14 protein-coding genes are annotated in these 16,894 nt (G+C 68.8%); 12 read left to right on the top strand and 2 right to left on the bottom strand.

Features of this window, described 5'->3' with window-relative positions; genetic code table 11:
- Positions 1-83 precede the first annotated feature (83 nt).
- Entirely contained in the window at positions 84-1,190 is a 1,107-nt protein-coding gene (locus tag Q0D93_RS10855; protein ID WP_294393939.1) for an NAD(P)-dependent alcohol dehydrogenase, read from the bottom strand.
- A 223-nt stretch (positions 1,191-1,413) separates the two neighbouring features.
- Here Q0D93_RS10855 and Q0D93_RS10850 point away from each other — a divergent pair, with 223 nt between their 5' ends.
- The 12 genes from Q0D93_RS10850 to Q0D93_RS10795 all read left to right on the top strand — a co-directional run bounded on the left by Q0D93_RS10850 (position 1,414) and on the right by Q0D93_RS10795 (position 15,796).
- Positions 1,414-2,358: an alpha/beta hydrolase gene (locus Q0D93_RS10850; protein ID WP_294393935.1), complete on the top strand. Its 945-nt coding sequence runs from the start codon at positions 1,414-1,416 to the stop codon at positions 2,356-2,358.
- A 151-nt stretch (positions 2,359-2,509) separates the two neighbouring features.
- Complete coding sequence (locus Q0D93_RS10845) at positions 2,510-3,418, top strand: alpha-L-glutamate ligase (RefSeq protein ID WP_294393932.1); 909 nt, start codon at positions 2,510-2,512, stop codon at positions 3,416-3,418.
- Positions 3,418-4,434 (top strand): LLM class flavin-dependent oxidoreductase, encoded by a 1,017-nt coding sequence (locus tag Q0D93_RS10840; RefSeq protein WP_294393929.1) that lies wholly within the window; start codon positions 3,418-3,420, stop codon positions 4,432-4,434. Before Q0D93_RS10845 ends, Q0D93_RS10840 begins: the two co-directional genes overlap by 1 nt.
- Before the next feature lie 167 nt (positions 4,435-4,601).
- Positions 4,602-6,740 (top strand): TonB-dependent receptor, encoded by a 2,139-nt coding sequence (locus Q0D93_RS10835; RefSeq protein WP_294393926.1) that lies wholly within the window; start codon positions 4,602-4,604, stop codon positions 6,738-6,740.
- Positions 6,741-6,869: 129 nt separating this feature from the next.
- Positions 6,870-8,915, top strand: a complete 2,046-nt coding sequence (locus Q0D93_RS10830) for a carbon starvation CstA family protein (RefSeq protein ID WP_294393973.1) — start codon at positions 6,870-6,872, stop codon at positions 8,913-8,915.
- A complete protein-coding gene (locus tag Q0D93_RS10825; RefSeq protein WP_294393924.1) occupies positions 8,912-9,097 on the top strand; it encodes a YbdD/YjiX family protein in 186 nt (61 codons plus the stop codon). Before Q0D93_RS10830 ends, Q0D93_RS10825 begins: the two co-directional genes overlap by 4 nt.
- 578 nt (positions 9,098-9,675) lie before the next feature.
- Positions 9,676-10,626, top strand: a complete 951-nt coding sequence (locus Q0D93_RS10820; protein ID WP_294393972.1) for a N(4)-(beta-N-acetylglucosaminyl)-L-asparaginase — start codon at positions 9,676-9,678, stop codon at positions 10,624-10,626.
- Positions 10,627-10,702: 76 nt separating this feature from the next.
- A complete protein-coding gene (locus tag Q0D93_RS10815; RefSeq protein ID WP_294393922.1) occupies positions 10,703-10,945 on the top strand; it encodes a glutaredoxin domain-containing protein in 243 nt (80 codons plus the stop codon).
- A complete protein-coding gene (locus Q0D93_RS10810; protein ID WP_294393920.1) occupies positions 10,942-11,490 on the top strand; it encodes a TspO/MBR family protein in 549 nt (182 codons plus the stop codon). The genes Q0D93_RS10815 and Q0D93_RS10810 overlap by 4 nt, the downstream gene beginning before the upstream one ends.
- A gap of 61 nt (positions 11,491-11,551) precedes the next feature.
- A complete protein-coding gene (locus Q0D93_RS10805) occupies positions 11,552-12,226 on the top strand; it encodes an ABC transporter ATP-binding protein (protein ID WP_294393915.1) in 675 nt (224 codons plus the stop codon).
- Positions 12,219-14,735: an ABC transporter permease gene (locus Q0D93_RS10800; protein WP_294393913.1), complete on the top strand. Its 2,517-nt coding sequence runs from the start codon at positions 12,219-12,221 to the stop codon at positions 14,733-14,735. The genes Q0D93_RS10805 and Q0D93_RS10800 overlap by 8 nt, the downstream gene beginning before the upstream one ends.
- The gene (locus tag Q0D93_RS10795; protein WP_294393910.1) at positions 14,735-15,796 is read left to right on the top strand and encodes a carotenoid 1,2-hydratase; all 1,062 of its coding nucleotides are present in this window, start codon (positions 14,735-14,737) and stop codon (positions 15,794-15,796) included. The genes Q0D93_RS10800 and Q0D93_RS10795 overlap by 1 nt, the downstream gene beginning before the upstream one ends.
- A gap of 232 nt (positions 15,797-16,028) precedes the next feature.
- Here the strand turns inward: Q0D93_RS10795 and Q0D93_RS10790 are convergent, their stop codons facing one another.
- Positions 16,029-16,775, bottom strand: coding sequence for a ParA family protein (locus Q0D93_RS10790; RefSeq protein ID WP_294393904.1), 747 nt, complete (start codon positions 16,773-16,775; stop codon positions 16,029-16,031).
- Positions 16,776-16,894 lie beyond the last annotated feature (119 nt).

Raw genomic sequence — 16,894 nt, 5'->3', positions numbered from 1 at the left:
CCTCCCGACAGTTACGGGCGGTGGCAGCCCTCGGAGGCTGCCAGCTAATGAGCGAGCAGCCCTTCAAGGGATCAAGTCCGCCGCTAAGCGGCGTCCTCCAGCTCCGGCTTCAGGCTGGCCATGTCGATCACGTAGCGGAAACGCACATCGCCGGACTTCACCTTCTTGTACGCCTCGTTGACCTCTTGGATCGGGATCAGCTGCACGTCGGGGGCGATGCCGTGTTCGGCGCAGAAGTCGAGCACCTCCTGTGTTTCGGCGATCGACCCGATCAACGAGCCGGCGATGGTGTTGCGGCCCATGATGAGTTCCTGATGATTCCAGCCCGGCATCTGCGCCAGCGCGCCGACGGACACATAGGATGCGCCATGGGCGAGCAACGGCAGGAAGGGGTCGACCTTGTGCTTTTCCGGGATGGTGGAAAGGATCAGGTCGAAATGCTTTTCCAGCACCGCATAGGCCTGCTTGTCGCCCTCTGCCACACCGGTGGCGCCCAGCTTTTCGGCCTCGGCGACCTTCTCCTTGGTGGTGGTGAACACCGTCACCTCCGCACCCATCGCCTTGGCCAGCTTGACCGCCATGTCGCCCAGCCCGCCCAAGCCGACGATGCCGACCTTGTGGCCCGGCTTCACGCCCCAATGCTTCAGCGGCGAGTAGGTGGTGACGCCGGCGCAGAGGATCGGCGCCGCCGCCTCGATCGGCAGCGTTTCCGGTACCTTCAGCACGAAATCCTCGCGCACCACGATGGTGTTGGAATAGCCGCCGTAGGTGTTATCGCAGCCATATTGGTTCTCGCCCGTCTTGGCCTTCGCCTTGGGCGTCATCGGGCCGTTATACGTGGCGAGCCAGCTGTTGGGCCCTTCACAATATTGTTCGTCGCCGGCCCTGCACGGCGCGCATTGGTGGCAGCTGTCGATCATGCAGCCGACCCCGACCAGGTCGCCGACGCCATGCCGGGCGACACCGGCCCCGACCCGCGCGACCCGGCCGACGATCTCATGCCCGGGCATGCACGGATAGACGGTGTTGCCCCAATCGTTTTCGGCCTGGTGAATGTCCGAATGGCACACGCCGCAATAGAGGATGTCGATCTGCACCTCGCCCGCGCCCGGCTCGTCCCGCTCGAAGGCGAGGGGCTTCAGACGCGAGAAGGAATGGTTGGCGGCATAGCCGATCGCCTTGATCGTCATGGGTGTTCCTCGTTGCGCAGGTGCCGCGAGACGCGACGTCCATGCCACAACGCCGTGCCGGCCGAGTCTATCCGCTACCCACAAGGAAATGGCGGAAAATAGCGCGCGTGGGGCAAGGTCCGCCCTCGGAACATGGCCCGCCCTGGCGGGTTCCCGCTCTCACCGGATGGACCTGTTCCGGGTCGCAACTGGCCGCCCGGTCGCTTCGTCCAGGAGAATAACCGTGCCCACGTCCGATACCCTGCTGCAACATGGCTGGCGCGAGGCGACGCGGACCGTGAACGGCGTCAACCTCCATGTCGTGGAGGCGGGCGAGGTCGGCAGGCCGCTGCTGATCCTGCTGCACGGTTTTCCCGAATTCTGGTGGTCGTGGCGGCACCAGATCACGCCGCTTGCGGAGGCCGGCTACCATGTCGTCGTCCCCGACATGCGCGGCTACAACCGGAGCGATGCGCCGCAGGACGTATCGGCCTATACGATCGACATCCTTGCGGGGGACGTGGTCGCGCTGGCCGAGGCGTTCGGCGCCGACCGCGTCCACCTGGTCGGGCATGACTGGGGCGCGGTGATCGGCTGGTGGGTGGCGGCGCGCCATCCCGCACGGCTGAACCGCGTCGTGCTGATGGACGGGCCCCATCCGGACGTGTGGGGCAAGCAGGCGATCGCCCATCCGACGCAGGCGCTGCGCAGCACCTATGTCGCTTTTTTCCAGCTGCCCTGGGTTCCGGAAACGGCGCTGGGCGCGTTCGATCATGCCGGGCTGAAGGCGATGATGCAGGGCAGCGCCAAGGTGGACACGTTCGAGCCCGGCGCCCTGGACCATTATTCCGAAGCCTGGGGCCATCCGGGATCGATCACCGCCATGCTGAACTATTACCGCGCCCTGCGCGAGCGGCCGCATACCGAGCAGCCCGCGCGCCTGATCCCGCCGACGCTGATCCTGTGGGCGGGGAACGACATGTTCCTGGAACAGCATGTCGCGGAGGCCGGGCTGGCACTGTGCGACGACGGCCGGCTGGAGGTGGTGGAGGGGGCAAGCCACTGGCTCCACATCGAGCAGCCCGCGCGCATCACCGCGCGCATCATCTCCTTTCTGGGCGACGGGCCGAATGATCCGCCGGACCTGTCGCCCGGGCATGGCAAGCCGCCTGCTCACGATCGCGGCTAAAGCGCAGCTTGTCCGATCCGAAGGCCGATTGCCTTTCCGGCCCCGCGGCGCCAGCTAAGCAGGGTTCGTCGCACGCCGCGTCCGCCAGCATTTTCAACGGAGTACCGCCTTTTCATGTCCGACCTTCCGGTGCCGCTGTCGGGTGGAGCATATGGTCGCTGATCTCGCCATCCTCTACGAACATCCCGCCTGGTTCATGCCGCTGTTCGCCGCGCTGGACGCGCGCGGCGTGGGTTACGCGACCTTGCAGCCGCACGGCGCATTCGATCCGGCGGAGACGGTCGCGCCCGCGCCGCTGATCCTCAACCGCATCGCCATGTCGGCCTTTCTGCGCGATGCCGAGCATCCGATCTTCTGGAGCAGCGCCCGGATCGCGCAATGGGAAGGGGCCGGCGCGCGCGTGCTGAACGGCACGGCGGCGCTGGCGGTGGATACGTCCAAGGCGCGGCAGCTGTCCTTGCTGGCGCGGCTGGGGCTCGCCATTCCCAAAACGCGCGTGGTCCATCGCGCGGCGGATGTGGAGGCGGCGGCGGAATCGGTCGGCTATCCGCTGGTGGTGAAGGCCAATATCGGCGGCGCGGGCGCGGGCATCGTGCGGTTCGACGATCGCGACGCCTTGCGGGCCGCGGTGGCCGACGGCACGCTGCCGACCAGCATCGACGGCGTGCTGCTGGTGCAGGACTATGTGCCCGCGCGCAACGGCACCGTCACCCGGATGGAAACGCTCGATCGCAGCTTTCTGTACGCGATCGAGGTCGAAGGCGGTGGCGCGTTCGACCTGTGCCCGGCGGATGCCTGCCAGGTGCCGGGAAGCACCATCACCATGACCGCGGTCGAGCCGGACCGGGCACTGCGCGATGCCGCCGAGGCGATCGCGCGCGCGGCCAGCCTTGATCTGGGCGGTGTGGAGGTAATGGTCGACGATCGCGACGGCGTCGCCCGCTTCTACGACATCAATGCCTTGTCCAACTTCGTCGCCCGGCCGCTAGACGTGCTGGGGTGGGACCCGCACGCGCGACTGGTCGATCGCCTGATCGCCTGGATCGAGGAGACGCGCTGATGCGCTATGGTTACTGGATGCCGGTGTTTGGCGGATGGCTGCGCAACGTGCCCGACGAAGGGATGGAGGCAAGCTGGGCCTATGCCAGGCAGCTGGCGCTGGACGCCGAACGATGGGGCTACGACCTGTCGCTCATCGCGGAACTCAACCTCAACGACATCAAGGGGGTGGAGCAGCCCGCGCTGGACGCCTGGTCGACGGCGGCGGCGCTGGCGGCGGTAACCCAGCGGATCGAGCTGATGGTGGCCGTCCGGCCCAATTTCCACCACCCGGCCCTGTTCGCCAAGGCTGCCGCCAACATCGACCGTATTTCGGGTGGGCGGCTGGCGCTCAACGTCGTCTCCTCCTGGTGGGCGGACGAAGCGCGGCAATATGGCCTGCAGTTCGACCAGCATGATGATCGCTATGCCCGTACCGAGGAATGGCTGAAGGTGGTGGACGGCCTGTGGACCCATGACCGGTTCAGCTTTTCCGGCAATTTCTACCGGACCGAGGAGGCGATCTGCGCGCCCAAGCCGGTCAAGCGGCCGACAGTTTATGCCGGTGGCGAGAGCGAGAAGGCCAAGACCATGATCGCTACGCAATGCGACGCTTATGTCATGCATGGCGATCCCGTCGCGGCGATCGCTCCCAAGATTGCGGACATGCGCGCGCGGCGGGAGGCTGTGGGCGGCGCACCCATGCAGTTCGGCATGGCGGCCTATGCCATCGTCCGCGACAGTGAGGCGGAGGCCAGGCGCGAGCTGGACCGCATCACCACCGTCACCGACCTGCCTGCCGGCTATGCCAATTTCGACCAGTGGCTGTCGGGTACGCAGCTGGAACGCGAACTGAAGATCCAGGAATATTCCGTCTCCAATCGTGGCCTGCGCCCCAATCTGGTCGGCACGCCCGAGCAGCTACGCGAGCGGATCGCGGAATATGAGGAGGCCGGGCTCCATCTGCTATTGCTTCAGATGAGCCCGCAGGCGGAGGAGATGGAGCGGTTCGCCGCGCAGGTGATGGGTACCGCCTGATCGAGGTGGCGATGCCACCCGCAACGGTTCGCCGGTGGCATCGATTTCCGAACCTTGCCCTTTTGTAATGTTGTAACCTCACGCGGCACCCGCTAGAAGAAGCGCGTCTGCGGCTCCGCCGTGATTGCCAGCAATCCGTTATAACATATCAGTTCAGGGTGATATCGATGCGTGATCGTCTCCTTCTGTCCGGCTGCGCGATGGCCGTTGCGCTGGCCGCATCGCCATTGGCCGCGCAGACCGCCGCCGGCCCTGCCGCCGATACGTCACCCGCCGGCGGGCAGGATTATCACCGGGTGCCATCGGAGGAGGTGATCGTCACCGCCCCGTTCCAGCGCGATCGTCAGGACCTGTTGTCCGGCGTGTCCGTGCTCAGCGGCGGCGCTTTGACGCAGGCGCTGCGTCCGACCATCGGCGAGACGCTGGCGCGCACGCCGGGTGTGTCGGCGACGTCGTTCGGCCCCAATGCGTCGCGCCCGGTGCTGCGCGGCCTCCAGGGTGAGCGGGTTCGCGTGCTGACGGACGGGATCGGCTCCATCGACGTGTCCAACACCAGCGTGGACCATGCGGTGGTGATCAACCCGCTGCTGGCGGAGCGGATCGAGGTGCTGCGCGGGCCGGAGGCTTTGTTGTACGGCTCGTCCGCGATCGGCGGCGTGGTGAACGTCATCGACAAGCGCATTCCCCGCGCCGTGCCGACCGAACCAATCCATGTGGATGCGATCGGCACCTATGCCAGCGCCGCCAACGAACGCTCGATTGCCGGGGCGGTGGATGCGCCGGTCGGCAGCAAGCTGGTCGTCCACGCCGACGGCAGCTACCAGAAGACCGGCAATCTCGACATTGGCGGCCACGTCCTTTCGCGCCAGGCGCGCGCCACCGCGCTGGCCAATGCCGGCACGGAGGATGAGGACCAGCAGGCCGATGGGATCGACCTGGCCGCCAATGCCGGCCTGCGCGGCACGCTGCCCAATTCGGCCAGCAAGACGTGGACGGCGGGCGTCGGCGCGGCATTGATCACCGAAACCGGCAATTTCGGTCTCTCCTACAGCCATTATGACAGCCTCTACGGCGTGCCGGTGCGGTATGCGACGGGCCCGGGGCAGGAACAGGAAGGCCCCCGGCTCGACCTCAGGCAGAACCGGGTGGATGCGCGCGCCGAGATCCAGACCGGTGGCGACCTGCTCCAGACGATCCGCGCCCGCTTCGGCTATGCCAATTATCGCCACTTCGAACTGGAGGAAAATGGCGAGGTCGGCACCGCTTTCTACAACAAGGGCATGGAAGGCCGCCTGGAGCTGGTACAGGCCGACCATGGCGCGTGGAAGGGGGCCAGCGGCGTCCAATATTTCTCGCGCGACTTCAACGTGGTTGGGGAGGAGGCTTTCCTTCCCAAGAACCAGACGCAGCAACTGGGCGTGTTCACGCTGCAGCATCTGGATTACGGCGCGCTCAAGCTGGAAGCCGGCGCCCGCTACGAACATGCACGGCTCCAGGCGCAGCCGAACGGAGAGCAGTCGCAATTCTTCACCGGTCGGCGCACGTTCGACGCCTTGTCCGGGTCCGCCGGCGCATCCTACGCCATCACCGACGGATGGCGGATCGGTGCCAATGCCTCCCGCTCGGTGCGCGCACCGTCGGGTGAGGAATTGTTCGCCAACGGCCCCCATGCCGGCACCGAGGCCTTCGAGATCGGCAATCCCGATCTCGCCAAGGAGAAATCGTGGGGCGTGGAAGGCGTGCTGCGCGGCCGGGGCGAGAATTACACCCTTGAAGCCTCGGCATATTACAACTGGTTCAACAACTTCATCTATGAAGACCAGACGGGCGCGATCGAGGACGGCTTGCCGGTCTACCAGATCCGTCAGGCGGATGCGCGTTATTACGGGTTCGAGGTGCAGGGATCGGTCACCGTGGCCCGGTTCGGCGCGGCCAGGCTGGTTGCGGATGGCTTGGCCGACTATGTCCACGCGCAGATCAGGAGCGTCGGCCCGTCGCCCCGCATCCCGCCGCTGCGGCTGCTCGGCGGCCTCGGCCTGACTACGCCCAAGGTCGATGTCCGCGGCGAGGTCGAGTGGGTGGACGATCAGGACCGGGTATCCGGTTTCGAAACGCCCACCAGCGGCTACACCATGACCAATGCGGAGGTGAACGTCCGCCCGTGGGGCAGCGAGCGGCCGGTCAGCTTCGCGCTGTCCGCCAACAACATCTTCGATGTGAACGCGCGTCGTCATGCGTCCTTCCTGAAGGATTTCGCACCGCTCGCCGGGCGCGATTTCCGCATCACTGCGCGGACCAGCTTCTGACGCCATGCCAGGGAGCCCCGGGCTATGCTCCGGGCTTCCATCGCGACCGTCGCAGGCAAATCAAACCTGATCCATATCGTCGCGTCCCCCGGACGGCTAAACAGCCGGGAAATGGCAGGGGACGGAAACATGGTGAGCCGGTTGGGATGGCTGCTGCTGGCGCTGGCCGGGGCACTTGCCCTGGGCGTGGTGGCCAGTGCGGGGGGTGAAGCGGTCGGCGCGTTGTGGATCGTGATCGCGGCTGTGTCGGTCTATCTGATCGCCTATCGCTTCTACGCCCGCTTCATCGCCAGCCGGGTGGCGGCGCTGGACCCGGCGCGGCCGACCCCCGCCGTCCGCCTGTCCGACGGACTGGACTTCGTTCCCACCAACCGCAACGTCCTGTTCGGCCACCATTTCGCGGCGATCGCCGGGGCGGGGCCGCTGGTCGGGCCGGTGCTGGCGGCGCAGATGGGCTACCTGCCGGGCATGTTGTGGATCCTGGCCGGCGTGGTGCTGGCGGGCGCGGTGCAGGACTTCATGGTGCTGTTCATCTCCATGCGGCGCGACGGGCGCTCGCTGGGCGAGCTGGTGCGGATGGAATTGGGGCAGGTGCCGGGCGCCATCGCCCTGTTCGGCGCCTTTCTGATCATGATCATCATCCTGGCGGTGCTGGCGCTGATCGTGGTGCGCGCGCTGGCGGGCAGCCCATGGGGCATGTTCACCGTCGCTGCCACCATCCCGCTGGCGGTGGTGATGGGCGTCTATATGCGCTGGATCCGCCCCGGCCGCGTGGGGGAGGCGTCGCTGATCGGGCTGGTGGGGCTCGTCCTGGCGATCGTCTATGGTCAGGCGGTGGCGGCGTCGCCCACGGTGGCGCCGTGGTTCAGCTACACGCCGGTTCAACTGTGCTGGATCCTGATCGGCTATGGCGCGGTCGCGTCATTGTTGCCGGTATGGCTGCTGCTGGCGCCGCGCGACTATCTGTCCACCTTCCTGAAGATCGGGGCGATCGCCGCGCTGGCGATCGGCATTCTGGTCACCGCGCCGCCGCTGCGGAGGCCGGGGCTGACCCGCTTCGTCGACGGCAGCGGGCCGGTATGGTCAGGATCGCTGTTTCCGTTCCTGTTCATCACCATCGCCTGCGGGGCGGTGTCCGGCTTTCACGCCCTGATCGCCAGCGGCACGACGCCCAAGCTGATTGCGTCGGAAGGGGATGCACCGTTGATCGGCTATGGCGCGATGCTGATGGAGAGTTTCGTCGCGATCATGGCGCTGATCGCGGCGTCCATCATCGATCCCGGCATCTATTTCGCCATGAACAGCCCCGCCGCCGTGGTCGGCACGGACGCCGCCAGCGCGGCGCGGGCGGTGACGGCGATGGGCTTTCCGATCGACGCCGACACGATCGCCGCCACCGCCTGCGATGTCGGCGAACAGACGATCATCAACCGGGCAGGCGGCGCGCCGACACTGGCGGTGGGCATGGCGCACATCTTCAGCCAGCTGATCGGCGGGCGCGCGATGATGGCCTTCTGGTACCATTTCGCGATCCTGTTCGAGGCTTTGTTCATCCTGACCGCAGTGGATGCCGGCACGCGTGCCGGGCGCTTCATGCTGCAGGACCTGATCGGGCTGGCCGTGCCCCGCTTCCGCAATGCGACCACGTTCGGGCCGGCACTGGTCGGAACCCTGCTGTGCGTGGCGGCATGGGGGTTCTTCCTCTACCAGGGCGTCACCGATCCGCTGGGCGGGGTGAACACATTGTGGCCCCTGTTCGGCATTTCCAACCAGATGCTGGCGGCGGTGGCACTGATGCTGGCGACCGTGGTGCTGTTCCGCATGAAGCGGGAACGGTTCGCATGGGTCACGTGCGTGCCGGCGGCGTGGCTGCTGGCCTGCACGATTACCGCCGCGCTGCTGAAGCTATTCTCCACCGATCCGCGCGTCGGCTTCCTGGCTCATGCGCGGCGCTTTGCCGACGCGCTGAATCGGGGCGAGACACTGGCACCCGCCAAGTCGCTCGGCGAGATGCGCGCCATTCTGATGAACGACCGCATCGATGCGGCGCTGTGCGTGCTGTTCCTGGCGGTGGTGCTGTCGATCCTGGTCTACGCGGTGCGCACCTGCCTGGCGGCGCGGCGCATCCCATCGCTTTCCGTCAGCGAATTGCCCGCCGGGGTAGCAGTACGATGAGGGCGCGGCTCGCCCGGCTGGCGGAGGCGGTGCGCCTGATCGTCGGCGTGCCCTCCTACCGGCTCTATTGCCAGCACATGGCGGCGCATCACCCCGGCGAGCCGGTGATGAGCGCGTCCGCCTTCTTCAACGCGCGGCAGGATGCGCGTTATGGCGGGCGGGGCGGCGGGCGCTGCTGCTGACGGCACCCGCCTGACATCGCGCGCCACCTTGCGATAGCCCATCCAGGTTCCGGTTGCGCACACCAGGGTCACGGCGGCGAGCAGCGGCAGGATGATCAGGTCGCGCGGCGGACGGGCGTGCGGCATGGGCAGGTCCGGGCTGTGCAGCCCGTCCCGCAGCCAGCGGAACCCGCGCCCGTTGTGGTCGACCACGCGGATCAGCGCGCCGCCGGAATGCACGGCCACAAGGTACGGGCGGCCGGCCAGCGGCGCACTTTCCAGCCGCACCGTGCCTGATGGCAGCGACCGGACTTGCGCCAAGCCGGCGCGGACCTCGCCCCAACGAACCTGCCCGGCCAGGTCTCTTATCGAGACACCGACGCGATCAACATCCGGGTGCACGCTGTTTGCCCGCCTCCCGGACGAACAGGCGATATGCGACCGGGCACGGACGCGCAGGGGACGCGCGGCGCAAGATGCACCGGATTGATCTGCACCGCCGTCCGACAGTAGCGTTCGGCCGAACCGACCAGACGAAAAGGACCAGCATGAACCACGACGTGTCGCGACGCGGAGCCATCGGATTGGGCACCGCCGCCATGCTTGCCGGCGTCGCCCATGCCGCCAGCGACGATCCGGTGGCCGTCCTGTCGACCTGGGATTTCGGCAAGGCCGCGAATGAGGCGGCACTGGCCACCCTGCGCGCGGGCGGTACGGCGCTGGACGCGGTGGAAGCGGGCGCCAAGGTGCCGGAGGCGGACCCCGACAACCATTCGGTCGGCTATGGCGGCTATCCCGACCGCGACGGTCATGTGACGCTGGACGCGATCATCATGGACCAGGACGGCCGGATAGGCGCGGTCGCCGCGCTGGAGGACGTGGTGCACGCCATTTCCGTCGCAAGGGCAGTGATGGAAAAGACGCCGCACACGATGCTGGTGGGCGAGGGCGCGACCCGCTTCGCGCTCGACCAGGGGATGCCGCGCGTCAAGCTGCTGACGCCTGCGGCCGAGGCGGCGTGGCGCGAGTGGCTAAAGACCCACCGCTACAGGCCGATCGCCAATATCGAGAACCAGCTGCCCGGGCCGCCCGGCTCCGCGCTGAACCACGACACGATCGGCATCATGGCGCGCGCCGGCGACGGGCGGATGGCGGCCGCGTGCACCACGTCGGGCATGGCGTTCAAGATGCGCGGGCGGGTGGGTGACTCGCCGCTGGCGGGCTGCGGCCTGTTTATCGAGAAAGGGGTGGGCGCCGCCGCCTCGACCGGGGTGGGAGAGGAGGTGACGCGCATTGCCGGCACCGCGCGCGTGGTCGCGTCGATGCGCGCCGGCCTCTCGCCGCAGGCCGCGTGCGAGGAAGCGGTCAGGCACATCGCCCAGCTGCGCGGCGACGCGATTGCGGGATTGCAGGTCGGGTTCCTGGCACTTGGCGCAAGCGGCGACGTGGGGGCGTTCGCGCTGTTGCGCGGCTTTACCTACGCCGTCACCCGCCAGTCGGGCAGGACGGAGGTGCTGCCGGCGAGAAGCCTGTTCGCACGGTCGGAATAGGTCGGCGCGGAACGGCTGGGGCGGTGCTGCGCTCTACCTGCCTGCGGACATGCCTGTCCGATGATGGAGTGTCGCCATGGCCGAGAAGAGCGCAATCCTGTACCGCATGATCCTGCCGGATCACACCTGTCCGTTCGGCGTCCGCGCCAAGCAGATGCTGGAGGATGCGGGCTTCCAGGTCGATGACCGCATCCTGTCGTCGCGTGACGAGGTGGAGGCGTTCGAGGATGAGCAGGGCGTTGCAACCACGCCGCAGGTGTTCATCGATGGCGAGCGGATCGGCGGCAGCGACGATCTCGAACGGTATCTGGCGGCATGAGCCCGCCGAGGTCGGAGGGCGCGGTACGCGGCCTGTCGCGCCCGGCGGCGGTGGCGATCGTCGCCGGCGTGCTGGGCGCCAGCGCCCTGCTCGGGCGCCGCAATGCGCCGGATCGATCGCACGGCGCCATCCGCCGCTGGTACAAAAGGCTGGACAAGCCGTCCTACACGCCGCCCGATGCGGCATTCGGCGCGGTCTGGCCGACGCTGGAGGCCGGGCTGGCGGTCGGCGGCTATCGACTGCTGCGGCAGCCGGCGGGCACGCGCCGCAACCTGGCGGTGGGATTGTGGCTGCTCAACACCGGCATGATCGGCGGCTGGACGGAATTGTTCTTCCGCAAGCATGCGCTGGGCGCGAGCACGGCGGCGTCGGGCGCGATGGTGGTGGGCGGCGCGGGCTATGCGGTCGCGGCCCGAAAGGTCGATCCGGTGGCGGCGATCTTGGCCTTACCCTTTGTCGCATGGGTAGCCTTTGCGACTTTGCTGGCGGAACGCGTGTGGCAGCATAATCCGGATGCGGGGGACGCGGTGGCGTCGCGGCCGTGACCACTGGCTTGGTCCCGGCCGCGTTCTGCGGGAGCGAAGCGCGCCGCCCGCCGGTTGGGCAATGATGCACGCAATCGAAACGGTCGATCTGGCGAAGACGGTCGGCGCGGGACGACGCTTGTTCGGCGACCTCCGCATGGCCGTGGCCCCTGGCGAGGTGGTCGCGATCGTGGGCGAATCCGGCGTCGGCAAGTCTACCCTGCTGAACATCCTGGCCGGACTGGACGATGCCGATACGGGCGAGGTCCGGATCGAAGGCACAGCGCTTGGACCGCTGGACGAGGCCGGCCGCACCCGGCTCCGCCGCGAACGGATCGGCTTCGTGTTCCAGGCCTTCCACATCCTGCCTTATCTGACGCTGGAGCAGAATGTGGCGCTGCCGCTGGCCCTGATTTCGCCCGATGCGACCGCGGCGCGATCGCGTGCGCGGGCGATGCTGGCCGATGTGGGGTTGGGCGATCGCGGCGCGGATTATGCGCGCGATTTGTCTGGTGGTGAGTTGCAGCGGGTCGCCATCGCCCGCGCTCTGGTGCATCGCCCGGCGGTAATCCTGGCGGACGAGCCGACCGGGAACCTCGACCCCGACACCGCCAACCGCATCCTGGATCTGTTCGCGCGCACGGTGCGGTCGGAAAATGCCGCCGCCGTGATCGTGACCCATTCGGCGGCGACGGCGGCGGTTGCGGATCGCCTGCTGACCCTGACCAGGAGCGGGCTTGTCGCCGGCCATGGCTGAGGCCGGCCTGTGGCAGTCGCGGCTGGCGCTCCGCTGGTCGGTGGCGGGCGAGTGGCGCTGGCATCCCGCACGCTTCGCGGCCACCGCGATCGCGATCGCCGTAGGGGTGGCGCTGGGTTTCGCCGTCCACCTCATCAACGGTTCCGCCTTGGCATCGTTCGACCAGGCGGTTGCGGGCGTGAACGGCGCCGCCGACCTCCAGATCCGCGCCCGCACCCCGCTCGGGTTCGACGAGCGGCTCTATCCCGGGGTCGCGACGGCGGCAGGCGTTGCGGATGCGAGCCCGGTGGTGACCCTGTCCGCCCGCGCCGGGCGCGGCCGCTTCACATTGCTGGGGCTGGACGTGATCCGCGCGGGATCGGTGACGCCGGGCTTGGTCGGGCTGGCACCAGCGGGCCCCGACGCGCGCAGCGACGCGGTGTTCGCGGGCGATGCCCTGTTCCTGTCGCGCGCGGCGCTGCGCGACACCGGGCTGCGCATCGGCCAGAGGGTTGAGGTCGCCGCCAACGGCCGCACGGCCGACCTGATGGTGGCCGGCACCCTGCCAGGTGTGCCGGAAGGACAGGCGATCGGCACGATGGACATCGCCGCCGCGCAATGGCGCTTCGGGCGGCTGGGCCGGCTCGACCGGCTCGACCTCGCTTTGGCCGACCGCGCCCTGGCGGAGCGGTCGCTGCCGCAGCGCCTGTCCGCCGACGCCCTGATCGCCAGCGGGGAAAGCCAGGCGCAACAGGGTGATGCGCTGAGCCGCGCCTACCGCGTCAATCTCGACATGCTGGCGTTGGTGGCGTTGCTGACCGGCGGATTCCTGGTCTTTTCCGCGCAATCTTTGTCGGTGGCGCGCCGCCTGCGCGCCTTTGCCCTGATCCGCACGCTGGGCCTGCCACGGCGCGGGATCGTTGCCGCCGTCGCGGTTGAAGGCCTGCTGATCGGCGTGATCGGCGCCGGACTGGGGCTTGTCCTGGGCTACGGGTTCGCCGCTTTGGCCTTGTCCCTGTTCGGGGGAGACCTGGGCGCGGGATACTTCCAGGGTGGCGGCGCGCGCATCGTGTTTCAGCCGGGCGCGGCCGGTGCGTTCTTCGCACTCGGCCTGGCAGCGGCCCTGCTGGGCAGCATTCTGCCGGCCCGTGCCGCCGCGCGCGCGGCACCGGCGGCGGCGCTCAGGAATGCGGGTGACATGCTGGACCCGCGCGCATTGCCCCCGGTCCGGCCGGCGCTGATCCTGATGGTGCTGGGCGGCCTTGCGGCGCTGCTGCCGGCGATGGGCGGTCTGCCCCTGTTCGGCTTCGTCAGCATGGCCCTGCTGCTCGCGGGTGGAGTGGCGGGCGTGCCGTGGCTCGTCCGCTGGCTGCTGTCGCCGTGGCGGGAGCGGGCGATCGCGTCCGTGCCCCGCCTGCTCGCGGTACGCCATGTGCAGGGGGCGCCGGGGCAGGCCGCCGTCGCCCTGTGCGGGATCGTCGCGTCCACCGCGCTGATGATCGCCATGGCCACCATGGTGACCAGCTTTCGCGGCGCGGTCGACACCTGGCTCGGCCAGGTGCTGTCGGCGGACCTGTACCTGCGCGACGAAGGCGGCAGCGGCTTCGATCCCGCGCTTCAGCGGCGATTGGCCGCGACGCCGGGGATCGCCCGCATCGCCTTCAGCCGGCAATTGCCGCTGACGGTCGCGCCCGATCGGCCGCCGGTGACCTTGATCGCGCGGCCGGTGACGCGGCAGGCGGGCGATCCGCTGCTGGTGCTGCTGCAGCAGGCCCCGGTTGCGGTGGGAAGGACGCCCATCTGGGTGTCGGAGCCGGCCGCGCGCCTTTACGGCTGGCGGGCCGGCACGGATGTCGTGCTGCCGATCGGTGGTGGTCGTCATGCTTTCCGGGTCGCGGGCGTGTGGCGGGACTATGCGCGCCAGCAGGGTGCGGTGGTGATCCGCGGCGGGGATTATACCCGCCTGACCGGCGATCGGGACCGCGATGAGGCCGCCATCACGCTGGCACCCGGCGCCAATGCCGCTGCCCTGCGGCGGACGCTGGCGCCGCTGCTGCCCGCCGGCGTGTCCGTGGCCGAACCGCAGACCCTGCGCGGCTATGCGCTGCAACTCTTCGACCGCAGTTTCGCCGTCACCTATGTGCTGGAGGCCGCTGCCATTCTGGTCGGGTTGGCCGGGGTCGCCGCCACCATGTCGGCGCAGACCATCGGCCGCAACAAGGAGTTTGGGATGCTCCGCCACCTGGGCGTATCCAAGCGGCAGATCATCGCGATGCTCGGTACGGAAGGCGCGCTGCTCGGCCTGATCGGTGGGGTCGCGGGCGTGGCGCTGGGGGCGTTGCTGGGGCAGGTGCTGATCCACGTCATCAACCCCCAATCCTTCAACTGGACCATGACCACCCTGTGGCCGGTAGGAACCATCCTGGGCGTGATGGCGGCGCTGATCGGCGCGGCGGCGCTGACCGCCATGCTGGCTGGTCGCCGCGCCACCGCGACCCAGGCCGTGATCGCCGTGCGGGAGGATTGGTGATGAAGCGGCTGCTGGCGGTAGCGGCACTGGCGACGCTGGCGGCAAGCCCGCCTCGTCCGCCTTACCCGGTCGTGCGGCCGGGCATCCGCCTGGCCTTCCCGGCGGATCATGGCGCGCACCCGGCGTTTCGGACGGAATGGTGGTATGTGACGGGATGGCTGAAGGCGCAGGACGGGCGCGACATTGGTTTCCAGATCACCTTCTTCCGGGTCAATCCGCATGCCGATCCCGCAAATCCCAGCCGCTTCGCGCCGCGCCAGTTGCTGTTCGCCCATGCCGCCGTGTCGGACAGCGCGGTCGGCCGCATCCTGCATGGCGAGACAGCGGCCCGCGCCGGCTTCGGCCTGGCCGGAGCGGCGACCGGCGATGCGGATGTTCGGATTGCCGGCTGGTCGTTCCGCCGCCTGCCCGACGGACGCTTCGCCAGCCGCGTGACGGCGCGCGATTTCGCGCTGGACCTCGCCTTCCGCGCGACCCAGCCGCCGCTGCCGCAGGGCGATGACGGGTACAGCCGCAAGGGGCCGAAGCCCGGACAGGCGAGCTATTATTACTCGGTCCCGCACCTTGCCGTGACGGGGACGATCCTGCGCGGCGGGCGGCGCGAGACGGTGCGCGGCGAGGCGTGGCTGGATCGCGAATGGTCGTCCGACTATCTCGCGGCCACCGCCTCCGGCTGGGACTGGACCGGCCTCAACCTGGATGACGGATCGGCGCTGATGGCCTTTCGCATTCGGCGGCAGGCGGGCGGTGCGTTGTGGGCCGGCGGATCCTATCGTCGCAGGGATGGCCGGATCACCCGCCTCGGCCCGGGCGATGTTACCTTCACGCCGCTCAGGACCTGGCGATCGGCGCGGACCGGCGCGACCTATCCGGTGGCGCTGGACGTGGCGGTGCGGCTGCCGGAAGGGGTGCGCCGTTTCCCGCTGCGGCCGCTGTTTTCCGACCAGGAGCTGGACGCGCGCCGTGCCGGCCAGCCGGTCTATTGGGAGGGCGCGGTGCGAACGCCCGGCGGGCGCGGCTATCTGGAACTGACCGGCTACGCCGCCAAGCTGACGATGTAAGGCGCCGCGATCAGGCGTGCCGTTCCGTCCCGCCCACCGGTGCGGCCGCGTGAGCGATGGCCTGGCCGGCGCGGATGCGGGCGCCGGTAGCGGCCGATTCAGCTTTACGTCGGGCGGGTCGGCGCCTTGGACGACGATCTGGGGGCCGCCGACCGCGTCGCCTGCGCTGCGGAAGGTGCGCGTATAGCTGGGTTGCCCGCGCCGATCAGTTCGTTGACGCGCTCTGCCACTCCTACGACCGTTGGTCCGGGGGCAAGCGGGCCAGCGTCGCCTCGATCCGGCGCCACAGGTCGGCGATCGCGGCAGCGGCGGGGGACCGCGGGGCGTAGGCGCCCAAGGGCGCGTGCCGGTCGGCGATCTGGTCGAGCAGGCTGGTCATGGGAATGACGGGCTGTTCGGGTGCTTCGGCCAGCGCGGCACGATGGCCCGCGCGCCGCCGGTCGGCCAGGTTGAACACCGGCATCACTGCCGGCATGGTCTTGCGACCGTGGAGGTGCGCCGTCAGCTCCCGCGCGGTGCGCAGCGCCAGGGTCGAGGGGATCACCGGCACCACGATCAGCGACACGCCGCGAATGATCTGCTCGGTCGTGGGGCCGATCCCGGGTGGGCAATCGATCAGGATGCGGTCGTAGCGTTGCTGCAACGCGGTGGTGAGCCGCCGCAGCCGTTTCTTCTGCTCCATCCCGCCGAACAGATGATCCAGTGCGCGCAGCGACGTGTCGGCGGGCAACAGGTCCAGTCGCGCCACATTGGTCGGCACGATCAGCCGTTCGGGCGCGACGTCGCGTTCCAACACGGCGCGGGCCGGATCGGCGGCCTTGCGATCGGGCGCCAGGATGAAGCTGGCCGACGCCTGGGCATCCAGATCCCACAACAAGGTCCGCCGGCTGGACAAGGTTGCCGCCGCCCATGCCAGGTTGACCGACAGGGTGGTCTTTCCGACGCCGCCCTTGGGGCTGTAGATTGCTATCGCGGCCATGCGGACGCTCGTACGGAGTTGCTTCGGTCGTTCACCAGCCGTGGCCCATCACCTCGGTCCGCCATGTCGCATGATCGTGGCGAACAGCGGCGGCCCATCCCTTCATGAATAAGGCAGGA

Origin of the sequence: uncultured Sphingomonas sp. (genome assembly GCF_934560975.1) — a bacterium.
Classification (GTDB): domain Bacteria; phylum Pseudomonadota; class Alphaproteobacteria; order Sphingomonadales; family Sphingomonadaceae; genus Sphingomonas_I.
The sequence above is the reverse complement of the archived record's forward strand: the minus strand, read 5'-3'. Positions and strand labels throughout refer to the sequence as shown.

What these genes read in the sequence shown, in the direction of transcription:
- Q0D93_RS10835 (WP_294393926.1), top strand. Translation starts at nt 4,602, where the DNA reads ATGCGTGATCGTCTCCTTCTGTCCGGCTGCGCGATGGCCGTTGCGCTG.
- Q0D93_RS10790 (WP_294393904.1), bottom strand. Translation starts at nt 16,775, where the DNA reads ATGGCCGCGATAGCAATCTACAGCCCCAAGGGCGGCGTCGGAAAGACC.
- Q0D93_RS10810 (WP_294393920.1), top strand. Translation starts at nt 10,942, where the DNA reads ATGAGCCCGCCGAGGTCGGAGGGCGCGGTACGCGGCCTGTCGCGCCCG.
- Q0D93_RS10845 (WP_294393932.1), top strand. Translation starts at nt 2,510, where the DNA reads ATGGTCGCTGATCTCGCCATCCTCTACGAACATCCCGCCTGGTTCATG.
- Q0D93_RS10815 (WP_294393922.1), top strand. Translation starts at nt 10,703, where the DNA reads ATGGCCGAGAAGAGCGCAATCCTGTACCGCATGATCCTGCCGGATCAC.
- Q0D93_RS10795 (WP_294393910.1), top strand. Translation starts at nt 14,735, where the DNA reads ATGAAGCGGCTGCTGGCGGTAGCGGCACTGGCGACGCTGGCGGCAAGC.
- Q0D93_RS10800 (WP_294393913.1), top strand. Translation starts at nt 12,219, where the DNA reads ATGGCTGAGGCCGGCCTGTGGCAGTCGCGGCTGGCGCTCCGCTGGTCG.
- Q0D93_RS10805 (WP_294393915.1), top strand. Translation starts at nt 11,552, where the DNA reads ATGATGCACGCAATCGAAACGGTCGATCTGGCGAAGACGGTCGGCGCG.
- Q0D93_RS10820 (WP_294393972.1), top strand. Translation starts at nt 9,676, where the DNA reads ATGCTTGCCGGCGTCGCCCATGCCGCCAGCGACGATCCGGTGGCCGTC.
- Q0D93_RS10855 (WP_294393939.1), bottom strand. Translation starts at nt 1,190, where the DNA reads ATGACGATCAAGGCGATCGGCTATGCCGCCAACCATTCCTTCTCGCGT.
- Q0D93_RS10830 (WP_294393973.1), top strand. Translation starts at nt 6,870, where the DNA reads ATGGTGAGCCGGTTGGGATGGCTGCTGCTGGCGCTGGCCGGGGCACTT.
- Q0D93_RS10825 (WP_294393924.1), top strand. Translation starts at nt 8,912, where the DNA reads ATGAGGGCGCGGCTCGCCCGGCTGGCGGAGGCGGTGCGCCTGATCGTC.
- Q0D93_RS10840 (WP_294393929.1), top strand. Translation starts at nt 3,418, where the DNA reads ATGCGCTATGGTTACTGGATGCCGGTGTTTGGCGGATGGCTGCGCAAC.